Here is a 20,660-nt window from a genome sequence, read left to right on the forward strand (position 1 = left end):
CTACGCGACCCGCAGGTCGGCGATGGCGTCCTCGTTCCAGTCGATGCCCAGGCCCGGGACGTCAGGCGGGATCACGCACCCGTCCTCGATCCGGAGGGAGCCATGCGTGATCGCGCCGAGCTGGGGGATGTGCTCGACGTACATCCCGGCGGGGATCGCGCAGGCGAGGCTCGCGTGGAGTTCCATGAGGAAGTGCGGGGCGATCTTCACGTTGAAGGCCTCGGCGGCGTGTGCGACCTTCAGCCACGGGGTGATGCCGCCGACCCGGGCGACGTCGGCCTGTACGATTCCGGCCGCCCCCGCCGACAGGTACTCCGCGAAATGGCCCGCGCTGTACAGGGACTCGCCGACCGCGACGGGGATCGACGTGGACCGGGCCAGGCGCAGATGCCCGGCGACGTCCTCCGCCGGGAGCGGCTCCTCGAACCAGGCGAGGTCGTACGGCTCGAAGAGGCGGGCCCGGCGGATCGCCTCCGCCCCGGTGAGGGACTGGTTGGCGTCGACCATCAGCTCGAAGTGCGGCCCGACCGCCTCGCGCACGGCAGCGAGCCGTGCGGCGTCCTGCGTGCCCGACGGCTTGCCGACCTTCAGCTTCGCCCCGCGAAGTCCCTTGCGCCGGGCGGCGGTTACGTTCTCGACGAGCTCGGCCTCGGTGAGGTGCAGCCAGCCGCCCTCCGTGTCGTACACCGGGAGTCCTTCGTGCGCCCCGCCCGCCAGCCGCCACAGCGGCTCGCCCGCCCGCTTGCAGCGCAGGTCCCACAGCGCGGTGTCGACGGCGGCCAGCGCGAGGGAGGTGAGGACACCGAAGGCGGTGGCCCTGGTGGCGTACAGCATGCGCGTCCACAGGGCCTCGACGTTACGGGCGTCCTGACCGGTGACGACGGCGGCGAGATGGTCGCGGAGCAGGGCCAGGACGGAGGAGCCGCCGGTGCCGATCGTGTAGGAATACCCGGTTCCGGTGAGACCGTCGTCGGTGGTGAGGGTGACCAGGATCGTCTCCTGGCGGACGAAGGTCTGACTGGCGTCGGTGCGCAGGGTCTCGGGTTCGAGGTCGACGAGGCGGCAGTCGACGCGGCGGATCTTGCTCATGCGCGGTTCCCCTTCGGAGCGTGCTGGTGCGGGTCCTTCTGGTGCGGGTCCCTCTGTTGTGGGTCCCTCTGCTGTGGGGCCTTCCGCTGGGGGACCTTTCGCTGTGGGTCCTTCGCGCGCCATTCCGCCTCGATCTCCTCCAGTGAACGGCCCGCCGTCTCGGGCACCTTGCGCAGGACGAAGGCCAGACCGAGGGCGGAGAGGGCGGCGTAGATGCCGAAGACCCAGAAGCCGATCGCGGCCAGGACGTCCGGGAAGGTCAGCGAGAAGAGGAAGTTGAAGGTGTACTGGACGAAGGTGATCACCCCCATGCCGAGCGCGCGGGCCCGCAGCGGCAGGATCTCCGGGACGTACAGCCCGAACACCGGGCCGAGCCCGAAGCCGAACGCGAAGGTGAAGACGAACACGCAGATCACGTCGAGCATGGCGGAGTGCGGGAAGAGGGCCAGCAGGATCAGCGGCGGAATCTGCCCGGCCAGGCTGATCGACAGCATCCTGACCCGGCCGAGCCGGTCGATCAGCGGGAGGGAGAGCGCCGTGGAGACGACGAGCGCACCGCCGACGCTGTAGTTGGCGATGATGCCGGTGGACGCGGAGTGGCCGGTGGCGTCGGCGAAGACGGTCGGGGCGTAGTAGACGACCGCGTTGATGCCGGTGAAGACCTGGAAGAAGGTCAGGGTCAGGCCGATGGTGAGGGCCTTGCGGTTGCGGTGCAGCAACTCCCGCAGCCCCGCGTCCTGTTGATGCAGGCTCTGGCGGATCTCGGACGCTTCGGCGTCGGCCTCGGCGGGCGTGGACCGCAGCCGCAGCAGTACGGAGCGGGCCTCGGCGTCCCGGCCGCGCAGGGTCAGCCAGCGCGGGCTGTTCGGGGAGAACAGCATTCCGGCGAGGAAGAGCACGGCGGGCAGCGCGCCCAGGCCCAGCATCCACTCCCAGGAGCCGGAGGAGCGCAGGACGTCCCCGGTGCCGTACGCGATCAGGATGCCGACGTTGACGGACAGCTGGTAGAGGGCGCTGAGCATGCCGCGCACCCGCTTGGGGGCCAGTTCGGTCAGGTAGATCAGGCCGAACATGTTGGCCAGGCCGACCGCGAGCCCGAGGACGAAGCGGGAGACGAGCAGGGCGGTCACGTTCGTGGAGAGCGCGCAGCCGAGCGAGCCGACGACAAAGATCACGCCGGCCGCGAGGAGGAGATGGCGGCGGTCGAAGCGCTTGGCGGCGAGCGAGCCCGCGACGATCGCGGGCAGCGCCCCGAGCAGGATCAGGCTGGTGACCAGGCCCTGTTCGGTGGAGGTGAGGCCGAAGCGCTCGGTGGCCAGGGGCAGCGCGGTGGCGATCGCGCCGGAATCGTAGCCGTACAGCAGTCCCGCCATGCCGCCGAGCACGGCGACCGCCTTGGCGAAGCGGGGCAGGGGCGGGGCGGCTTCGGACGGTCCGGAGCCGGGCGGTGCGGAGCCGGACGGTCCGGAGCCGGACGGTGCGACGGTCTTGGCCGTTGTGGCCATGATGCCTCCAGGACAACCGAGTTGTTTCCTATAGGAAGTTGCGGCAGGGGGAGGCTAGCGGCGCACCGGGGCGTGCGGTCAACCCCTGGAGCACGAATCCAGGGCGAATCCGGGGCGAATCCAGGGCACCTCTCCCCAGGAATGCACTTTTCCTATACGTTCCGGAGCGGGAGGTGATCTCGCATGGAGCGGATCGCACAAGTCATCCGGGTCAGGCCCGAAAAGCTCGCCGCATACCGGGAGTTGCACCGGGCCGTGCCCGAGCCCGTACTTGCCCGACTGCGCGCCAGCCACATCGCCAACTACTCGATCCACCTGCTCGGCGACCGGCTGTTCAGCTACTTCGAGTACCACGGCGACGACCTCGCCGCCGACCTCGCGGTGATGGCGGACGACCCCGCCACCCAGGAGTGGTGGAAGCTGACCGACCCCTGTCAGGAGAAGGTGCCCGAGGCGCAGCCGGGCGAGTGGTGGGCCGCCGCCGAGCAGGTCTTTCTCATGGAATGAGCTGATAAGACGCGATCGGCGTCACCTAGGATGACTGCCCATGAGCGAGCGTCAAGTACTGGCCGACAGCGTCTACGAAGCCGCCAAGGCGATGGTCATGGACCACCGGATAAGGCCCGGAGCCCGGGTCGGCATCGAATCCCTGGCCCGTACGCTCCGGGTCTCGCCCACCCCTGTGCGCGAGGCGCTGGCCAGACTGGAGTCCGACGGGCTGGTCACCAAGCGCTCGCTGGCCGGGTACCGGGCGACGGAGCTGCTCACCGCGCAGGGCCTGGAGGAGCTCTTCGAGATGCGGATGCTCCTGGAACCCCGGGCCGCCGCCCTCGCCGCCGAGCACGCCACCGACGCCCAGCTCGACGCGATAGAGGGTCTGGCGGAGGAGATGCGGGGGGAGCCCGAATCGGGTGAACACTTCGCGGTCTTCCGGGAGTTCGTCGCTCTCGACCAGCGCTTCCACGACACCCTCGCGCAGGCCGCGGCCCGCCCGCTGCTCGCGGACGCGGTCGAACGCCTCCACGCTCACCTGCACCTGTTCCGCGTCGGCAGCATCCCCGGCGCGGGCCCGCAGACCCTGGCGGAACACGACAGGATTCTGCGGGCCGTACTGCGCCGCAGCCCCGAGCGGGCGGCGGAGGCCATGACCGAGCACCTGACCAGGAGCCTGGAACGCCAGCGGACGAGGCGGACGTCCCAGGACTCCTGACGGGGCCGGTGCAGGCAGCGGGGGGGCTACTTCCTCCCCAGCCCCCCGATCTCCTTCAACCGGGCCGCGTACTGCGGATCGATCCGTCCGTCCTTCCCCGGACCGACGTTCAGCAGATACAACCCGTTGCCCGCATTGATCCTGCCGAGGTTCGACGCGATGTCGGCGGCCGGTTTGGGCGTCCCGGTCCCCGTCGTCCTGAACCACGTCGAGCGGGTGTCGAGGGTGTCGCTCGCGTCGACCGGCTGCGGATTCCCGGCCGGTGGCATGCCCTGCACCGGCACTTCGTACACGATCACGTCGGTGGTGTGCAGCGTCCCGAAGTGGTCGTTGTTGGCGACCACCGTGCCCGGCGACAGCTTGCGGATGTGGTCGCGCACGGGCTGGTACGGGATCTGGGAGTACGGGATCTGCCACCCCCACCCGTCGAACCACAGGTAGTCGATCTTCCCGTACCGCGTGAGCAGTTCGGTCAGCTGCTTCTTCACCAGCTCGGTGGAGTCCCCGTTGTGCCGGTCCCAGACGGAGAAGTAGAGCCCCACCTTGAGCCCGTTGGCCCGCATGGCCTGCACATAGTCCCGGACCACATCCCCCTTCCCGCCCTGCCAGGGGCTGCCCGCCACGCTGTACGAGGACTGCCGCGTCGGCCAGAGGGCGAAGCCGTCGTGGTGTTTGGCGGTGAGCACGCCGAACGTCATCCCGGCGGACTTCATGGCCTTGGCCCACTGGTCGGGGTCGACCCCGGGCTTCGGGTCGAAGGCGGCGGCGGGTGTGTTCGGGTCGGCCCACTGCGAGTCGGTGTACGTCCCCATGCCGTAGTGCAGGAACATCCCGAACGGGCTCTGCCTCACCCACTGTCGGGCCGCGGCCGAGGGGGCGACGACCTCCTGCCCGTACACCTGCACCTCGGCGAGCGACAGATGCCCACTCCCTGCCCGCTGCACCCGCAGATAGCGCGTCTTCCCGGTGAGCGAAACGGTCACCGACGCCGCACTGAGCCCGCTGACGTGCTGCGCCCTGACACCGGGCGTCTGCCGGGCCTCGTCGAGGCCGTCGGCGGTGATGGGTTGCTCGGACGTCAGCACCCAGAAGTCGGCGAGCCGGTCGGAGCAGCAGTCCGTACGGTTCCACAGCACGGCCCGGTCGGTCTGCCGGGCGCCGCCGAGGTCGACCTGCCACCAGGGCTGGCGCTGATCGGCGGTGTGCGTCACGGAGTTGGCCGCGAAGTTGCCGTCGTTCTTCCCGTCGAGGGCGCGGGCCGCGACGCCGCCGAAGTCGGTACTGCTCTGGGTGGCGGTGGCGCCGAAAGCATGGTTGCGGGGCTCGGAACCGGGCGGCGGGGCGGCGTCGGCGCGCGTACCGACGGACGCGCCGGTGGGCCGGGTGCTCGCGTCGCCGGAGGGCTGGGCGCTCGCGCCGGGGGAGGCGAGAGCGCCGGTCGCGAGAAGCGCGGAGAGGGCGAGCAGTACGGGCGTACGTCTCATGGCGGGCTCCATCAGGGTGGGGGAGGGCAAGACGGCAGGACCCATTTCCTATACGATCCTGACCTCGTGACCGGAGCACGTCAATACCCGTGCGGGTGGACGAAGGCCCCCCGCGCCCCCGAGGACGACGCGCCCTGCGGACGGCCGCCGAGCGTCATGACGGCCTGGGCCCCCGCGCGGCAGGCCCTCGTGGCCGCCTCACTGTCGGACGCCCCGGCGAGGCGTGCGGCGAGGAAGGCGCCGGTGAAAGCGTCGCCTGCGCCCGTCGAGTCGACCGGGGCGGGGACCGGAGTAGCGGTGATGCGGGCGGTCACCCTTCCGGAGCGGGCCAGCAGGGCGCCCTGGTCGCCGAGGGTGACCGCCACCAGGGGAAAGCGGCGACTCAACTCAACTGCCGCGTCGGCCGGTTCGGGGCAGCCGGTCAGGAGGCGGGCCTCGTCCGCGTTGGGGAGCAGGAGGTCCACTCCCTCGACCGCGGCCAGGAAACGGTCGACACCGAGCTCGGTGAGGAATCCTGCGGAGGCGGGGTCCACGCTCACCGGGATGGACCGCCGCAGTGCCGCGCGTAGGGCGAGCAGGGCGGTGGTCCGGCTGGTCGCGGCGAAGAGCAGATAGCCGGAGAGGTGCAGATGGCCGATGCCGTCCAGGAGCGAGGGAGACCAGTCTGCGAGGGAGAGGCGCAGTGCCGCGCCGCTGTCGGTGAGGAAGGTCCGCTCGGCGGAGGCGTCCACGAGGGCGACCACGGTGGCTGTCGGTGCGTCCTCGTCCACGGCGAGTTCGGCCCGTACCCCGGCGCGGTGCAGGATCTCCCGGTGCCAGGTCGCGGAGTCGGCACCGACCCGGGCCAGCAGCCGCACGTCACGGCACCCCGAACGGGCCGCCCAGCAGGCCACGTTCGCGCCGGCCCCGCCGGGCAGCGTACGGATGTGCGCCGCCGTGTCCGTACCCCGGACGGGCGGCGATCCGTGCCGTACGACCACATCCGTCACCACGTCCCCGACGACGAGCAGCCCCTTACCGGTCACCGCCGCGCCGCCGATGCCGCTGCCGCGATCCGGGCCGCCAGCGCCACGTTTCCGCGTACGGCGGCCAAGTTGGCCTCCAGCGACGCCCCCTTCGTATGACGCATCAGATGGTCGAGGAGGAAGGGGGTGACGGCCTGTCCCTCGATGCCCTGCGCCCGGCACGCGGCAAGGGCGTCGGCAAGCACCCGGTCGTGCAGCTCCGGGGCCAACTGGTCCTTCTCCGGTACGGGGTTGGCGATGATCAGCGCCGCTTCGGGGCCGCCGAGAGCCTCCCGGGCCCACATCACCTCCGCCACCTCCTCGGGGGTGTGCACCGTCCAGTCGACGGGCTCGCCCGAGGAGGTGAGGTAGAAGCCCGGGAAGTGGGCGGTGCGGTAGCCGAGCACGCCGACGCCCAGCGTTTCCAGCCGCTGGAGCGTGGCGGGAACGTCCAGGATCGACTTCACCCCGGCGCAGACGACCGTGATGCCGGTGCGGGCGAGCAGCCGTAGATCCGCCGACTCGTCCTGGGTCTCGGCCCACTCGCGGTGTACGCCGCCGAGGCCCCCGGTCGCGAACACCCGCAGCCCCGCCCGGGCGGCCAGGAACGCGGTGGCGGACACCGTCGTGGCCCCGCTCGCTCCCGTCGCGAGCGCGGGCGCGAGGTCCCGGTGACCCAGCTTCCGTATCGCCGGGTCTTCGGCGACCCGGCCCAATTCCTCTTTCGCGAGGCCGACATGGGCCGTGCCGTCCAGGACGGCGATGGTGGCGGGAACGGCCCCGGAGGCGCGCACGAGCTCCTCCAGCTCCAGCGCCACCTGGAGGTTGCGGGGTCGCGGCAGGCCGTGCGCGATGATCGTCGATTCGAGGGCGACGACGGGACGCCGGGCGGCCAGGGCGTCCCGGACCTCGGGGGAGAGGGCCGGTTCGTGGCGTCGGCTGCGGTCGGTGGACGCGTGCTGCGGTGTGTGGGCTGGCATGTCCCCATCCATGGCGCGCGGAGGGAGCGCGCAAACCAGCGAGCCGGGACGTTGCCCAGGGAGTCGAGACGTTGCGGGGTGCCGCTCAGCCCCCGACCCCCTCCGGGCGCACCGTCTGGCGCTCAGGAGTGTCCTGTTGCTGGAGTTCGCGGGAGGCCTCCTTGTGGAGGTCGGCCATGCGGGACAGGGTCGCGTCGCGGGTGGCCGTGTCGCCCGAGGCGGCGGCGTCCTTCAGTTGGGCGGCGAGGTCGAGGACGCGGCGGGCCAGGGCCGAGGAGAGGCGGCCCTGGGAGGCGGAGGCGATGGCGGACAGGGCGCGGTAGAGGTCGTGGCCGAGGCGGTCCTTGAGGGCGACGACCTCCTCGGCGACGGCGTACCCGCCCGGGAGGTCGCCGTCCTTGCGGAAGGCGCGGAGCTCCGCGTTGCTGCGGCGCATGGATTCGAGGTCGTCGGTGGAGAGCAGGTGCGGTACGTAGCGGGGGTAGAGCGCGGAGAGGGCGGAGGCCCAGCGGACCCAGTCCTGCTGGTCGCGGTGGCGGCGGGCGTCGTCGAGGAGGTGGTCGAGGGTGCCGCTGGTGCTGCCCCCGGCGAGGAGGGCGCGCAGGCGCTCCTCCATGGCGCGGAGTTGGGCTGTTTCGGCCGGTTCGAGTTCGTGCTGCCAGTTGGCGAGGTAGGCGACGTACTCGCGGTGGACGTTCAGGACGCGGCCGCGGAACTTGCTGGTGAGAGGGTTGCGGTTGAGTTTGACCGCGTGCCACTCGGCGTTGTCGATGCGGAATTCCAGGTCGATGATGCGGTCGCTGTTCAGGCGGGCCCGGATGACCAGGGAGCGGGTGCCGGTGATGTCCTCCTCGATCTCGTACGTGTGGCTGGCGCACAGGTCGTTGAGGTGGGCGGGCTGGAGGTCGCCCTCGCGGAGCAGGATCTCCAGCATGTCGCCCTTGTTGCCGGTGAGTTGGAAGTCCTTGACGTGCCAGTCGGTGGGGTAGGACTCGCCCGCCTCGACCAGGACGCGCAGGGTGCCGTCCTTCTGCTGGATACCGAAGGGGAGGGCCGTGACTTCCAGGGGAGTGGAGACCGCGAACTCCCGGTCGCAGTGGGAACAGGCGCTCAGACCGGCGGAGTTGACCATTCCGCAGCTCGGGCACTTCAGGCCCGCGAATCCCGGGAGGGGCTCCTCGCAGAGCGTGCAGAGCATCGCGGCGGCGGGGTTCTCCTCGCCGCATTGTGAGCATTCGACGACGGTGGCCCTGACGGGCGGAGGGGTGAGGGCGGAGAGGTCCGTCGCACAGACGGGGCAGGCGGAGCTGCCCGCGGGCGCCGGGACGTGGCAGCCCGGGCAGTCGACCGTCGCCGCGCCGACGAGCGCGGCCGCGCAGCCGCCGCAGGTGTCGGCCGCGACCGGGTTCACCGCGTGGCAGCCGGGGCAGGTCAGCTCCTCCAGCAGCGCCGACTGCACCGCCGCGCCCAGGGCCACGCAGTGCATGGGGTCGATGTCCGTGCGCAGGCGCTCCTCGCCGAAGACCGCCGCAAGGTTCTCCCGTACGAGAGGAATGGAGCTGGAACCGCCCACCAGCAGCACCTGCGCGACGTCCTCCGGGAGGTGGTCGATGCGGGAGAGGGCGCGCGTGGTGTGGTCGACGGTCGCGGCGATCTGCGTCGCGATCAGGGCCTCCAGCACGGGGCGGTCCACGCGCTGTTCGAGGGTCGCGCCGTGGGTGCCGAGGGGGGAGACGGTGACGTCCGTGGCCTCCGCGAGGGAGAGGCGGATCTTGGCCTGTTCGGCGGCCCGGCGGAGGCGGTGGTCGTCGGTCGGGGCGGGAGCGTACTCCTGGGGATCGCGCTCCTTCTGCCGGCGTTCCTGCTGCCAGCGTTCCTTGAGGCGGGCGGCGAGCAGATCGTCGAAGTCCGTGCCGCCGAGCAGGTTGTCGCCGCCCAGCGACATCACGTCGAGGTAGCCGGGCGCGGTGTTGAGGACGGACACGTCGAAGGTGCCGCCGCCCAGGTCGTACACGACGAAGGTCGCGGGGGCCGCGTCCTGCGGCCGGGTCAGACCGTGCGCCAGCGCGGCCGAGGTCGGCTCGACCAGCACGCGTACGACATGCAGGCCCGCCAGCTCGCCCGCCGCCCGGGTCGCCGCGAGCTGCCGTTCGCCGAAGTAGGCGGGCGCGGTGATCACGGCGCGGTCGAAGACCACGCCCAGGCGGGATTCGACGTCGGTCTTGAGGCGGCGCAGGATGATCGCGGAGATCTGCACGGGGGTGTACTGGTGCGTGCCGAGCCGGATCAGGATGCCGCCGTCACCGCCCTCGCTGAAGTGCGCGGCCGCGTCGCCCATCCGGCCGAGCGCCTCCTGCACCGCGGCCTCGCCGAACTTCCGGCCCATGAAACGCTTCACCGAGGTGACCACCCTGCCGGGGTCCCGGTCCAGCCAGCGCAGCGCCTCCTGGCCGACGAGGAGGCCGCCGTCCTCGGTGACGCCGACCGCGGACGCCATGCTCAGCCGGTCGTGCGCGACGGGGAGCACCTCGGGGGCGCCGTTCTTCATCCAGGCGACCACGGAGTTGGTGGTGCCGAGGTCGATGCCGAGGGTTCTGTGCACGGTGCGTACCTTCGTTTCGGCGGAGCCAGAGGGTGGGGAAGGTGTCTGTTTCAGGCGCGGCGGTTGCGGCGCTTGTGGCGGGTGAGGCGTCGGGGCTGACGCCGTGGCGGTACGGATTCGGGCTCGGGTACGGATGCGGGCTCCGGTACGGGTACGGGCTCCGGTACGGGTTCGGCCTCGGGCTCCGGGTCGGGGCCAGGTACGGCGACCACGACCAGGGCCTCGCGCAGCACCTCGTGGTCCGCGTAGAAACCGGTCACCCGCTCCTCCAGGACCGTGTCGGCCGGTACGGAGGAGCGGGGCTCCTTCGCCACCACGTGCGAAATGCTCGGTACGGCCTTGCCGCCGACCAGGTTCATCGGCTCGACCCCCGCGGCCAGGAGGTGCTGGCGCAGGACGCGGTGCGCGGCGCCGATCTGCTCCTCCAGGAGTTCCGGCACGGCCTGAGCCGGGCCCGGCCCGTCCGCCTCGGTGCGCCGCACGGCGTCGGCCAGGATGTCGTCCACCTCCAGGAGACCTTCGAGGAGGCTGCGCAGCGTGCGCTCCGCCGCGAGCCGCTTCTTTTCGAGGGCCTGGGCGCGGAACGTCAACTGCTTGATGCGGCGCTCTTGTTCGGTCTTCTCGTCCGGCTCGGGGAGTGGTCCCTGCGGGGAGGAGTGTTCCGAGGGGGAGGAGTGTTCCGAGGGGGATACGGGCACGGTCACGAATCGCTCCTGGGAAACGGGCCGAAACGGTCGGCTTCGGGCATCAACGGCGGCAGGTCGTCCACCAGGTGATGTGCCGCCACCTGGACCAGCGAGGCCAGCTCCTCCTCCGAGAGCCCGCCCAGCAGCGGGGTGAGGAGGGCGGCCTTCAGCCTGCCGCTCGGCCTGGCGAGCGCGTTCGCCGCCCGCGATACGTCGCTGCGCCGCTTCGGGTCGGCCATTCCCTTCAGCCGCGCCGCCCGGATCGCCCGGGCGTCGGCCCCGAGGGCGAGGCCGAGCACGTCGTACGCGGTGGGGCCGAAGGCGGGGGAGCCGGGTGAGGGGGGTGGAGGCGATGCGTCGGGCGGGGCGGGAGTGGCGGCGGGGGCGTCGGACCGGTGGGAGGCGTCGGACGGACGGGAGGCGTCGGACGGGGGCGGCGGCTGCGGCGTCATCGCGGGATCACGTGCCTTCGGGAGGGGTGGTGGGGGGAGTGTCGGCGGAGGGAGGGGCGGCCGCAGGTGGGGCGACGGGGGGAGCGCCGGCCGCAGGTGGGGCGACGGGGGGAGAGCCAGAGCCGACGCCGGAGGTCTCTTCCTGCGCGGCCTGCTGCTCCTTCGCCCCGCTCTCCCCGGCCTTCCCGGTCTCCCCGGCCTTCCCGGCAGCGTTCCTCAGCCTCCACGCGGCGTGGAAGTCCTGGGTCGACGCCCGCTGGTCCCCCGCCCTGTGGTGCCGCGCGCCGCGCAGGTCGTAGGCCAGGGCCAGGACCTCGTGGAAATCCGTGAGGTCCCCTTCCTCGCCCGTGCAGCGTTCACTGAGTTCGATGATCTTGTCGTAGGCACGTGCCCCCAACAGCGAAGCCGCCAACAGGTAGAGCAGTTCCGGGAGTTCGGTGTTCTCCGGGAGTCGGTGGTAGGAGAGCGACAGCCGCAGGAGGTCGATACGCGCACGGGTTCCGGCTTCGTCGCGGGTCGAGTGCGCGTGCCCCCTGCGCCAGAGCCCTCGGGCCACGTCGACCTCCGCCGACTCGCCGGAGAACCGCCTGTCCGGATAGCCGGCGAGGAGGGTGGCGGCCCTCCGCATGAGGGTGAGCGCCTTGTCGCGGTCGCCCTTGCGGGCAAGGGTCAGGGACTTCGCGTGCATGGCGACGGCGAGCTGCCAGGTATCGGGCCGGTCCGCAGGCGGCACGTCACCCTTCCGTCCTCCGTCGCCCGGTGTCGAGGCCGAAGCCGGTGAGGGCGGGGGAGGCGGTGGCAGTGGCGGCACGGATGCCGGTGCGGCGGACGGACGTACCACCGGACGTACCACCCTGGCCAGGCCGTCTGCCGCCTGCCGGTCGTCGGGCGACAGCTCCTGGGCGCGCCGGTAGCGCCGCTCGGCTTCCTCCCGGTTGCCCCGCTTCTCGGCCTGCTCGGCGAGGCGCAGGGAGACCGCCGTCAGGTTGCGGGCCAACTCAACCTGTCCAGGGGCGAGTTGCAGGCCCCGCTCCAGGAAGCCCGCCTGTGCGTGGTCGCCGGTGAACCTGCCTCGTACCGTCGCCCCCGCCCCCACGGCGGCGCGGCAGACCTGGCCGGCGTACCGGGCCATGTCCTGTCCCGCGTCCCGGGCCAGCTCGAAGTTCCGCAGCGCCTCGGGCCAGCGTTTGCCCCGGACGTACTCCTCGGCCCGCCGGAGGAAGGCGGTGCCGAGCATCGCCACGGCCGCAGGGCCGCCGGAGTCACCGTCGTCAGATCCTGTACGATCCAGGCTCGCGCCGCCCGCCAAACCCGAGCCCGATCGTGCCGCACGGCCCCGCCAGTCGGGGTAGGACTCCTCGACGGCGGTGATCACGTCCTGCCAGCGGCCCTCCCGCAGCAGGGTCGCCAACACCGGCTCCGGACCGAAGAGTTCGGCCAGTGCGCTCGCTCCCGGAGCACCGGAGGCGGCAGCGGGCGGGATCCTCTCCCGGACCTCCCGCATGCGGCGCCTCCAGCTCGCGGTGATGCTGGCGACCTCCACCAGGTAGAGCGGCCCGCAGAAGAGGCCCGGACCGGGAGGGGCGGGCGCGTCCGTCGGGGGGAGCGCCGCCCAGCGGCTCGCGGCCTCGCATTCCATCCGCCACTTCAGCTCCAGGGACCTGGCGCGCGTGTTTCCCCGCGTCCGGTCCCCGTCCTGGAGCAGCTGGGTGATCTGCGTACGCAGGGAATCGACGGCACTCGCCCAGACCTCGTCCTCGAACTCCTCCCCACACGCGTCCCGTACGGCACTCCGGAAGGCGGGCGAGTGCAGGACAACGGCCCAACAGACGATGATCTGACGGGTGACCGCCACCCGGTCGCGCTCGGCGAGAGGGACCGCCGACGTCGCCAGGCGCAGGGCCGCCACGCCGAGCGCGTGGGTCGCCCGGAGGTCGAGCGGTCGGCTCCGCCAGATGGCGGCCCAGCGTCCCCAGGCCTGTGCATGGTCGCCGGATGCGGTGAGCCCGCGTGCCGTGTGCGCGGCGGACTGGACGTACAGCTCATCCGCGTGGCCGTCCATGTCCCGGGCGGTGGGCCTGTTGACGCGGTGCCACTCGGCATGGCCGCCGCGCCCGAGCGCGTGGTGCAGGGCGAGGGTGCTCACGTGTCGGCGGGAGACGCGGTGCGAGGGGAGGTCCACGACGATGCGGGTGCCGTAGGCGCGGTAGGCATCGACGAGGGCGTCGGTCTCCGAGGGGTCGGCGGGGGCGAGGCTCTTCAACAGTTCGCGCGCCGCCGACGGGTCGTCCTCGCGCGACCAGGACCGCAGTACGCGTACGGCTTCCTCGGTGCGGCCGGTGAGGAGGGCGGCCTGGGCGATGTTGGTCAGTGCGGTGTTCAGGCAGGGGACGCAGCGCCGCACCCCGTCGCCGTGGCGCACCCCGTGGGCGGAGCAGTGGTCCCCGCCGCACTGGCCGCAGCGGGATGCGGCCGCGCCGCCGCACTCCGCGACCGAGCACGCACCCGAGACGCGGGCGGCGAACGGCACGTCGTGCGCGGCGAGGGAGCGGAGGTACCAGTCGCAGCAGCGGCCCCAGTTCCGCACCCGGGCGGCGAGGGCCCCGTGCAGGGCGGCGTGCGCGGCCGCGAGGCGGGCGGGCACGGGTCCGTCCCGGTCGAGGAGACGCAGATAGCCGACGGACGCGGCGAAGTCCTCGCGCGCGTACGCCGCCACGGCCTTCCCGAAGACCTCGCAGACCCGGGAGGTGTCGGAGGCCTCCCGCCCGGTACCGCCGCCGGAGTGCTGTGATGTCACTGTGCTCCCCCAACACAGGCAACAGATCAGCGCAGTTGAAGCCCGGGGGCGGTGCCGAAGCAGACGGCACCCAGGGCTCTGCTCACGCACCGGCAGCATACGTCCTGGCGTCGCGCGGAGTAAGGGCGATCTTCCCGGCAGCGAGGCGACGGCCGCCGCCCCCGGTCACGCGGCGGCCACCGAGCGACCAACGGCGGGCACCGAGCGATCGGGACGGCGGGCACCGGGCCACCGGGACGGCGGGCACCGAGCCACCGGGACGGCTACCGTGCGATCGGGACGGCGGGCACCGTGCGATCGGGACGGCGGGCACCGGGCCACCGGGACGGCGGCCACCGGGCCACCGGGACGGCTACCGTGCGATCGGGACGGCGGGCACCGGGCCACCGGGACGGCGGGCACCGGGCCACCGGGACGGCGGCGACCGAGCGACCGGCGCGGCGGGCACCGGGCCACCAGGACGGCGGGCACCGGGCCACCGGGACGGCGGGCACCGAGCGACCAACGGCGGGCACCGAGCGATCGGGACGGCGGGCACCGGGCCACCGGGACGGCGGGCACCGAGCCACCGGGACGGCGGCGACCGAGCGACCGGCGCGGCGGGCACCGGGCCACCAGGACGGCGGGTACCGAGCCACCGGGACGGCAGCCACCGCGACCGGGACGGCAGTGACCGAGCGACCGGGACGGCAGCGACCGGGCGACCGGGACAGCGGCCACCACTCAGCTTCCGGATCAGCGACCGGCCTTCCGCTTGTTCCAGATGTCGAAGCCGACCGCGGCCAGCAGGACCAGCCCCTTGATGACCTGCTGGTAGTCGGTGCCGATGCCGACCAGCGACATGCCGTTGTTGAGGACGCCGAGCACCAGACCGCCGATCACGGCACCCATGACCGTGCCGACCCCGCCGCTCATCGACGCCCCGCCGATGAACGAGGCCGCGATGGCTTCGAGTTCGAAGTTCAGGCCCGCCTGCGGGGTGCCCGCGTTGAGGCGTGCCGCGTAGACGCAGCCCGCGAGGGCGGCCAGGACGCCCATGTTCACGAAGACCAGGAAGACGACCCGCTTGTCCTTGACGCCGGACAGTTTCGCCGCCGCCTTGTTGCCGCCGAGTGCGTACACATGGCGGCCGATAACCGCGTTGCGCATCACGTACCCCAGCCCGATCAGCAGGGCGCACATGATCAGCATGACGACGGGGACGCCGTGGAAGCTGGCGAGCGTGAGGGTGAAGGCGATCACGGCCGCCACGACGGCGACGCACTTGGTGAGCCACAGGCTCCTCGGGACGACGTCCAGCTCGTACGCCAACTGCCGCTTGCGGTCACGGACTTCGCGGTACAGCAGCACGGTCAGCGCCAGCGCGCCGAGCACCAGGGTCGGGTTGTGGTACTGGGTGTACGGGCCCATCTCCGGGATGAAACCCTTGGCGATGTTCTGGAAGCCCTCGGGGAACGGGGCCAGGGACTGCCCCTCCAGGACGATCTGGGTCAGGCCCCGGAACAGCAGCATCCCGGCGAGCGTCACGATGAACGACGGAATCCCGACGTATGCGATGAAGAAGCCCTGCCAGGCGCCCGCGACCGCGCCGATGAGGAGGGACAGGGCCAGGGCGAGCACCCACGGCATGTCCTGTTTGACCATCATCACCGCCGACATCGCGCCGACGAAGGCCACCAGCGAGCCCACCGAGAGGTCGATGTGCCCGGCGATGATGACGATCATCATGCCGATCGCCAGGATGAGGATGTAGCCGTTCTGCTGGATCAGGTTGGAGACGTTGTTGGGCAGGAGCAGCGTGCCGTCGGTCCAGATCTGGAAGAGGACGACGATGAACAGCAGGGCGACGAGCATGCCGTACTGGCGCATGTTCGCGCGCATGCTGTCGAGGAGCGCGGTGAGGGCGGCCGGTCGCGCGGGCGGCGGCCCGGCCGGGGAGTCCTCGCGCAGGGGAGTGGCGGTGGTCATGGCGGGGCCTCAGCTTCGGGTCGTGGTCGTCGTCATGTGGCGCATCAGCGCTTCCTGGGTGGCGTCCGCACGGTCGACCTCACCGGTCAGCCGGCCCTCGGCCATCGTGTAGATCCGGTCGCACATGCCGAGCAGTTCGGGCAGCTCGGAGGAGATGAACAGGACCGCCTTGCCGGAGGCCGCGAGCCGGTCGATGACCGTGTAGATCTCGAACTTCGCGCCGACGTCGATGCCGCGCGTCGGCTCGTCCAGGATCAGCACCTCGGGGTCGGCGTGAATCCACCGGCTCAGCACGACCTTCTGCTGATTGCCGCCGGACAGTCGGCCCACCTGCTCGAAGACCGTGGGGGTCTTGATGTTCATGGAGTCGCGGTAGCGCTCGGCCACCCGGCGTTCGTGGTGCTCGTCGACGACGCCGCGCCGCCGCATCCCGGGCAGGGAGGCGAGGGAGATGTTGCGGTGGACGGTGTCGATGAGGTTGAGGCCGTACTGCTTGCGGTCCTCGGTGACGTACGCAAGTCCCGCCTCGATCGCCGCCGGAACGGTGCGTACGTCGGCCTCCCGGCCACCGACCTCGACGCGCCCGGCGACGTACCGACCGTAGGAGCGCCCGAAAACGGACATGGCCAGCTCGGTGCGGCCCGCGCCCATCAGGCCCGCGATGCCGACGATCTCGCCCCGCCCGACGGTCAGCGACACGTCGTCGACGACCAGACGCTGGTGGTCGACCGGGTGGCGGACGGTCCAGCCGGAGACCGTCAGCGCGGTGCTGCCCGCGTCCTCGCCCTCGTACGTGCTGCGCTCGGGGAAGCGGTGGTCCAGGTCCCGGCCGACCATCGACCGGATGATCCGCTCCTCGGACAACTCCGGTTCCGCGTCCGGTGCATGACGTACCGTCAGCGATTCGATCGTGCGTCCGTCGCGCAGCACCGTCACCGTGTCGGCGATCCGGCGGATCTCGCCCAGCTTGTGCGAAATGATGATGCTCGGGATGCCCTGCTCGCGCAGTTCCACGATCAGGTCGAGGAGCTTCGCGCTGTCGTCGTCGTTGAGGGCCGCCGTCGGCTCGTCCAGGATGAGCAGCTTCACCTCCTTGGCGAGCGCCTTGGCGATCTCCACCAGCTGCTGCTTGCCCACGCCGATGTCGGCGACCGGGGTCTGCGGCTTGTCGGGCAGACCGACCCGCTTGAGCAGGGCGCTCGCGCGGCGCAGGGTGTCGTTCCAGTCGATGAAGCCCTTCCCGCCGATGAACTTCCGCCTGCCGCCCGTCTGTTCGTTGCCGAGGAAGATGTTCTCGGCGATCGACAGGTACGGGACGAGCGCCAGCTCCTGGTGGATGATCACGATGCCGTGCCGCTCGCTGGCCCGGATGTCCTTGAAGGCCACCGGCTCGCCCTCGAAGAGGATCTCGCCGTCGTAGGAGCCGTGCGGGTGGACCCCGCTCAGCACCTTCATCAGGGTGGACTTCCCGGCGCCGTTCTCGCCGCAGATCGCGTGGATCTCGGCGGGGCGGACGGTCAGGTTGACGTCGGAGAGCGCCGTGACGCCGGGGAAGGTCTTGGTGATGCCGTGCATCTCCAGCACGGGGTGGGCGCTCACTTGAGCTGTCCCGCAGTGAAGTACCCCTCGTCCACGAGGAGTTGGGTGTTCGACTTGTCGATGCTCACCGGCTTCAGCAGGTACGACGGCACGGTCTTCTTGCCGTTGTCGTAATCGGTGGTGTTGTTGACCTGCGGCTTCTTGCCGTTCAGTACGGCGTCGCCCATGGCGACGGCCTGCGCGGCCAGCTTGCGGGTGTCCTTGTAGACGGTCTGCGTCTGCTCGCCGCCGATGATGGACTTCACCGACGCCAGTTCCGCGTCCTGCCCGGTCACGATGGGCAGCGGCTGTCCCTGCGTACCGTATCCGGCACTCTTCAGGGCGGAGATGATGCCGATCGAGATCCCGTCGTACGGGGAGAGGACCGCGTCCACGCGCTGCTCGCCGTAGTTCTTGCTGATCAGGTCGTCCATCCGCTTCTGGGCGGTGCCGCCGTCCCAGCGCAGGGTGGTGGCCTGGCTCATCCTCGTCTGGCCGCTGCGCACGACGAGTTGACCGCTCGTCAGATACGGCTGGAGGACCTTCAGCGCTCCGTTCCAGAAGAACTTGGTGTTGTTGTCGTCGGGGGAGCCCGCGAAGAGCTCGATGTTGTACTTCTTCGCGCCCGGGTCCTTCGCGTCCGCCCCCTTCCCTGATGCGGCCAGCTTCAGCTTCTCGACGATGTACGTCGCCATCAGCTCGCCGACCCGCTCGTTGTCGAAGGACGCGTAGTAGTCGACGTTCGGGGTGCCCAGGATGAGCCGGTCGTAGCTGATCACCGGAATGCCCGCGTCGTGCGCGCGCTGGAGGACCTCGGTCAGCGCCGAGCCGTCGATGGCGGCGACCACCAGCAGCTTCCGGCCCTTGGTGATCATGTTCTCGATCTGGGCGATCTGGTTCTCGACCTTGTCGTCCCCGTACTGGAGGTCGGTCTGGTACCCGGCCTGCTGGAACTGCTTCGCCATGTTCTGGCCGTCCGCGATCCAGCGCTCGGACGCCTTGGTGGGCATCGCCAGCCCGATCGTGCCGCCCTTGCCGGTGTCCGCCTTGTAGCGGCTGCCGCCCCGGGCCTCCTGACCGCAGGCGGTCAGCGAGGCGACGAGGAGGGCGGCGACGGCCAAGCCGGTCATCCTGGTGGTGGTGCTGCGGGTGCTGGGCATGGGGTTAGTCCTCCTCCAGTACGAGCGTTACGTCGACGGGCCCGAGCGGCGCCGCGAACCGGCGCAGCGCCCCCGGCAGGCGAGCGCCCAGCGGAGACATCCCTCCGTCGGCCCCGTGCCGGGCCAGCAGGTCGAGCACCAGCCGCCCGCGCCGCACCCGCTCGCGCGCCGAGGCGAGCGCGGTGTCCCGCAGCTGCGCTCCGTACGGGTAGATGCCGGGGGAGCGGCTCAGGCCGAACTTCAGGTAGAGCGGTGCGCCGCGCCGGATCAGCTCGGCGACCTCGTACATCCGGATGTAGCCGCCCAGGTCGTCCGGCGCCTCGACGTACATGTCCATCGGCGCGGCGCTGACCCGGCGGATCTCGGTGAGGTGGTCGAGCGTGAGGTCGGAGGGCACGTTGAGGGAGTCCGCGCCGAGCTGCTCGTAGACCGTGTACGACGCTGGATTGACCGGCCCGGTCAGCGCGGACAGCTTGAAGGTGGTGTCGGCGGGCAGGATCCCGGCCACGCGCATCCGGTGCAGGCTCCACAGCACGCCCTCGTCCGCGACGAGCAGGCAGCGCACCCCCAACTCCGTTGCGCGTACGGCGTCTTCGACGCAACCGGCGAGCGCGTCGTGACCCCGGGCGCGCAGTCCGCCGCCGCCGGAGTCGGAGCGGGTGGAGCCGCCGATGTCCCAGGTGCCGCGCGGTCCGGTGAACAGGCACAGCTCGATGTCGCGGGCCGCGCACGCCCCGACCATCTCGGTGATCTCGGTGTCGGTGAGCATCCAGATGCCCGAACCCTGGCTGATCCGGTGCACGGGAACGTCGAGCCGGGCGCTCTCCTCCAGTACGACGGCGAGCGCCTCGGGGCCCTCGACGGAGGGAACCTCGGTGCGCCAGGTGCCGCCGTCGGGGAAGGCGTGGGCGGAGGTGTCGGAGGGGTCGGTGTCGGGGAAGAGGTGGCCGATGCGGGCGAGGGCGTCGACGCCGGGGCGGCGGGGGCGGACGGGGGGTGGCTGAGGCATGGGACTCCGTACTCCGTACGTAACGACGTGACGTTCGACATGGCGAACACTGGTCGGGGGATGGGGTGTGGGGGAGGCGGCCGAGCCGGGGCTACGGCCTCAGCAGCACCTTCCCGGTCGTGGGGTCGCCCCCGCCCACCAGCGCGATCGCCTCCGCGAACCGCTCCAGCGGGAACTCGTGCGTGATCAGCGGCGCCGGATCGAGCAGCCCGAGACCGAACGCCCGCACCGCGTCCGACCACGCCGAGGACGGCGCCCCGAAGACACTGCGCACCTGAAGCTGGCTGAGCGAGAGGTGCACCGGATCGATTCCGACCGCACCCGGCGCGAACATCCCGGTGAGCACCACCCGCCCGCCCCGCCTGGCCAGCAGGCACGACGTCGCGGCGGTGGTCGGCGCGCCCGCCGTCTCCACCACCAGGTCGAAGTGCCCGTACGCGGACGCTGCCTGATCCGGTGTCAGGGACTCCACCGCGCCGAACTTCCGGGCCTGTGCGGCGCGCGGGGTCCGGGGGTCGATCACCGTCAGCTCGGCGGGCGTGGACGCCGCGAGCAGTTGTACGGCGAGCAGCCCGAGGGTGCCCGCACCCACCACCGCGATCCGCTCGCCGGGGCTCGGCCGCCCGGCCCGCGCCGCCGCGGCGACGACGGCCGCGGGCTCCAGGAGGGCGGCGGCACGCAGATCCGCGTCGTCCTCCAGGAGGTGCAACAGCCGTGCGGGCACGGTGAGATGGTCGGCGAAGGCGCCCGGTTCGGTGAAGCCGGTCTCCGCGTACCCGCCGGTGCACAGACTCGTCTCGCCGCACCGGCAGCGCTCGCAGGTCCCGCAGGCCCTGAACCCCTCGGCCACCGTCCTGCGCCCGACCAACGCGGGGTCCGCCCCGGGGCCGACCGCCGCCACCGTGCCGGACCACTCGTGCCCGGGCACCAGTGGATACCGTACGTAGCCACTGTCGCGGTGACCGTCGTACACCTCACGGTCGCTCATGCAGATGCCGGCGGCGGCGACCCGGATCAGGACTTCGCCGGGGCCCGGGTCTTTCAACTCGGTCTCGGACAGGCGGTGTTCGCCCGGACGGTCGACGACCAGGGAGCGGCTGGGGCGGCTCACCCGGGTGTCCTCCTCTCCCCACCCG

General features: G+C 71.6%; 16 protein-coding genes. 2 read left to right on the top strand and 14 right to left on the bottom strand.

Going from position 1 to position 20,660, the window contains the following annotated elements:
- Complete coding sequence (locus ACIO3O_RS03530) at nucleotides 1-1,089, bottom strand: mandelate racemase/muconate lactonizing enzyme family protein (protein ID WP_401741368.1); 1,089 nt, start codon at nucleotides 1,087-1,089, stop codon at nucleotides 1-3.
- Complete coding sequence (locus tag ACIO3O_RS03535; RefSeq protein ID WP_401741370.1) at nucleotides 1,086-2,594, bottom strand: sugar porter family MFS transporter; 1,509 nt, start codon at nucleotides 2,592-2,594, stop codon at nucleotides 1,086-1,088. Before ACIO3O_RS03535 ends, ACIO3O_RS03530 begins: the two co-directional genes overlap by 4 nt.
- Nucleotides 2,595-2,777: 183 nt before the next feature.
- Between ACIO3O_RS03535 and ACIO3O_RS03540 the strand changes: the two genes are divergently transcribed.
- On the top strand, nucleotides 2,778-3,101 hold the full coding sequence (locus ACIO3O_RS03540) for an L-rhamnose mutarotase (RefSeq protein ID WP_401741372.1): 324 nt from the start codon (nucleotides 2,778-2,780) through the stop codon (nucleotides 3,099-3,101).
- Between the two features lie 40 nt (nucleotides 3,102-3,141).
- Nucleotides 3,142-3,804 carry a GntR family transcriptional regulator gene (locus tag ACIO3O_RS03545; RefSeq protein WP_401741373.1) on the top strand — a complete coding sequence of 221 codons (663 nt, stop codon included), beginning with the start codon at nucleotides 3,142-3,144 and terminating at the stop codon, nucleotides 3,802-3,804.
- A gap of 26 nt (nucleotides 3,805-3,830) precedes the next feature.
- Here ACIO3O_RS03545 and ACIO3O_RS03550 read toward each other — a convergent pair whose 3' ends face one another.
- The 12 genes from ACIO3O_RS03550 to ACIO3O_RS03605 all read right to left on the bottom strand — a co-directional run bounded on the left by ACIO3O_RS03550 (nucleotide 3,831) and on the right by ACIO3O_RS03605 (nucleotide 20,635).
- Nucleotides 3,831-5,288 carry an alpha-L-fucosidase gene (locus ACIO3O_RS03550; protein ID WP_401741375.1) on the bottom strand — a complete coding sequence of 486 codons (1,458 nt, stop codon included), beginning with the start codon at nucleotides 5,286-5,288 and terminating at the stop codon, nucleotides 3,831-3,833.
- 80 nt (nucleotides 5,289-5,368) lie between these two features.
- Nucleotides 5,369-6,313, bottom strand: coding sequence for a carbohydrate kinase family protein (locus ACIO3O_RS03555; protein ID WP_401741377.1), 945 nt, complete (start codon nucleotides 6,311-6,313; stop codon nucleotides 5,369-5,371).
- Nucleotides 6,310-7,272, bottom strand: a complete 963-nt coding sequence (locus ACIO3O_RS03560; RefSeq protein WP_401741379.1) for a pseudouridine-5'-phosphate glycosidase — start codon at nucleotides 7,270-7,272, stop codon at nucleotides 6,310-6,312. Before ACIO3O_RS03560 ends, ACIO3O_RS03555 begins: the two co-directional genes overlap by 4 nt.
- Before the next feature lie 85 nt (nucleotides 7,273-7,357).
- Nucleotides 7,358-9,874 carry an Hsp70 family protein gene (locus ACIO3O_RS03565; protein WP_401741381.1) on the bottom strand — a complete coding sequence of 839 codons (2,517 nt, stop codon included), beginning with the start codon at nucleotides 9,872-9,874 and terminating at the stop codon, nucleotides 7,358-7,360.
- 50 nt (nucleotides 9,875-9,924) lie between these two features.
- Nucleotides 9,925-10,578, bottom strand: coding sequence for a nucleotide exchange factor GrpE (gene grpE, locus ACIO3O_RS03570; protein WP_401741383.1), 654 nt, complete (start codon nucleotides 10,576-10,578; stop codon nucleotides 9,925-9,927).
- Entirely contained in the window at nucleotides 10,575-11,012 is a 438-nt protein-coding gene (locus ACIO3O_RS03575) for a hypothetical protein (protein ID WP_401741385.1), read from the bottom strand. Before ACIO3O_RS03575 ends, grpE begins: the two co-directional genes overlap by 4 nt.
- Nucleotides 11,013-11,019: 7 nt before the next feature.
- Nucleotides 11,020-13,809 (bottom strand): hypothetical protein, encoded by a 2,790-nt coding sequence (locus tag ACIO3O_RS03580; RefSeq protein ID WP_401741387.1) that lies wholly within the window; start codon nucleotides 13,807-13,809, stop codon nucleotides 11,020-11,022.
- Nucleotides 13,810-14,544: 735 nt separating this feature from the next.
- On the bottom strand, nucleotides 14,545-15,777 hold the full coding sequence (mmsB, locus tag ACIO3O_RS03585) for a multiple monosaccharide ABC transporter permease (protein ID WP_401741388.1): 1,233 nt from the start codon (nucleotides 15,775-15,777) through the stop codon (nucleotides 14,545-14,547).
- Nucleotides 15,778-15,786: 9 nt separating this feature from the next.
- Nucleotides 15,787-17,352, bottom strand: coding sequence for a multiple monosaccharide ABC transporter ATP-binding protein (gene mmsA, locus ACIO3O_RS03590; RefSeq protein ID WP_401741877.1), 1,566 nt, complete (start codon nucleotides 17,350-17,352; stop codon nucleotides 15,787-15,789).
- A 20-nt stretch (nucleotides 17,353-17,372) separates the two neighbouring features.
- On the bottom strand, nucleotides 17,373-18,515 hold the full coding sequence (gene chvE, locus ACIO3O_RS03595) for a multiple monosaccharide ABC transporter substrate-binding protein (protein WP_401741391.1): 1,143 nt from the start codon (nucleotides 18,513-18,515) through the stop codon (nucleotides 17,373-17,375).
- A gap of 4 nt (nucleotides 18,516-18,519) precedes the next feature.
- A complete protein-coding gene (locus ACIO3O_RS03600) occupies nucleotides 18,520-19,524 on the bottom strand; it encodes a hypothetical protein (RefSeq protein WP_401741393.1) in 1,005 nt (334 codons plus the stop codon).
- Nucleotides 19,525-19,615: 91 nt separating this feature from the next.
- Nucleotides 19,616-20,635: a zinc-binding dehydrogenase gene (locus ACIO3O_RS03605; RefSeq protein ID WP_401741395.1), complete on the bottom strand. Its 1,020-nt coding sequence runs from the start codon at nucleotides 20,633-20,635 to the stop codon at nucleotides 19,616-19,618.
- Nucleotides 20,636-20,660 lie beyond the last annotated feature (25 nt).

It is taken from the genome of Streptomyces sp. NPDC087440, from assembly GCF_044744005.1.
Taxonomy (GTDB): domain Bacteria; phylum Actinomycetota; class Actinomycetes; order Streptomycetales; family Streptomycetaceae; genus Streptomyces.

Coding starts and splice junctions, on each gene's coding strand:
- ACIO3O_RS03530 (WP_401741368.1), bottom strand. CDS start 1,089: ATGAGCAAGATCCGCCGCGTCGACTGCCGCCTCGTCGACCTCGAACCC.
- ACIO3O_RS03535 (WP_401741370.1), bottom strand. CDS start 2,594: ATGGCCACAACGGCCAAGACCGTCGCACCGTCCGGCTCCGGACCGTCC.
- ACIO3O_RS03540 (WP_401741372.1), top strand. CDS start 2,778: ATGGAGCGGATCGCACAAGTCATCCGGGTCAGGCCCGAAAAGCTCGCC.
- ACIO3O_RS03545 (WP_401741373.1), top strand. CDS start 3,142: ATGAGCGAGCGTCAAGTACTGGCCGACAGCGTCTACGAAGCCGCCAAG.
- ACIO3O_RS03550 (WP_401741375.1), bottom strand. CDS start 5,288: ATGAGACGTACGCCCGTACTGCTCGCCCTCTCCGCGCTTCTCGCGACC.
- ACIO3O_RS03560 (WP_401741379.1), bottom strand. CDS start 7,272: ATGCCAGCCCACACACCGCAGCACGCGTCCACCGACCGCAGCCGACGC.
- ACIO3O_RS03575 (WP_401741385.1), bottom strand. CDS start 11,012: ATGACGCCGCAGCCGCCGCCCCCGTCCGACGCCTCCCGTCCGTCCGAC.
- mmsB (WP_401741388.1), bottom strand. CDS start 15,777: ATGACCACCGCCACTCCCCTGCGCGAGGACTCCCCGGCCGGGCCGCCG.
- mmsA (WP_401741877.1), bottom strand. CDS start 17,352: ATGCACGGCATCACCAAGACCTTCCCCGGCGTCACGGCGCTCTCCGAC.
- chvE (WP_401741391.1), bottom strand. CDS start 18,515: ATGCCCAGCACCCGCAGCACCACCACCAGGATGACCGGCTTGGCCGTC.
- ACIO3O_RS03600 (WP_401741393.1), bottom strand. CDS start 19,524: ATGCCTCAGCCACCCCCCGTCCGCCCCCGCCGCCCCGGCGTCGACGCC.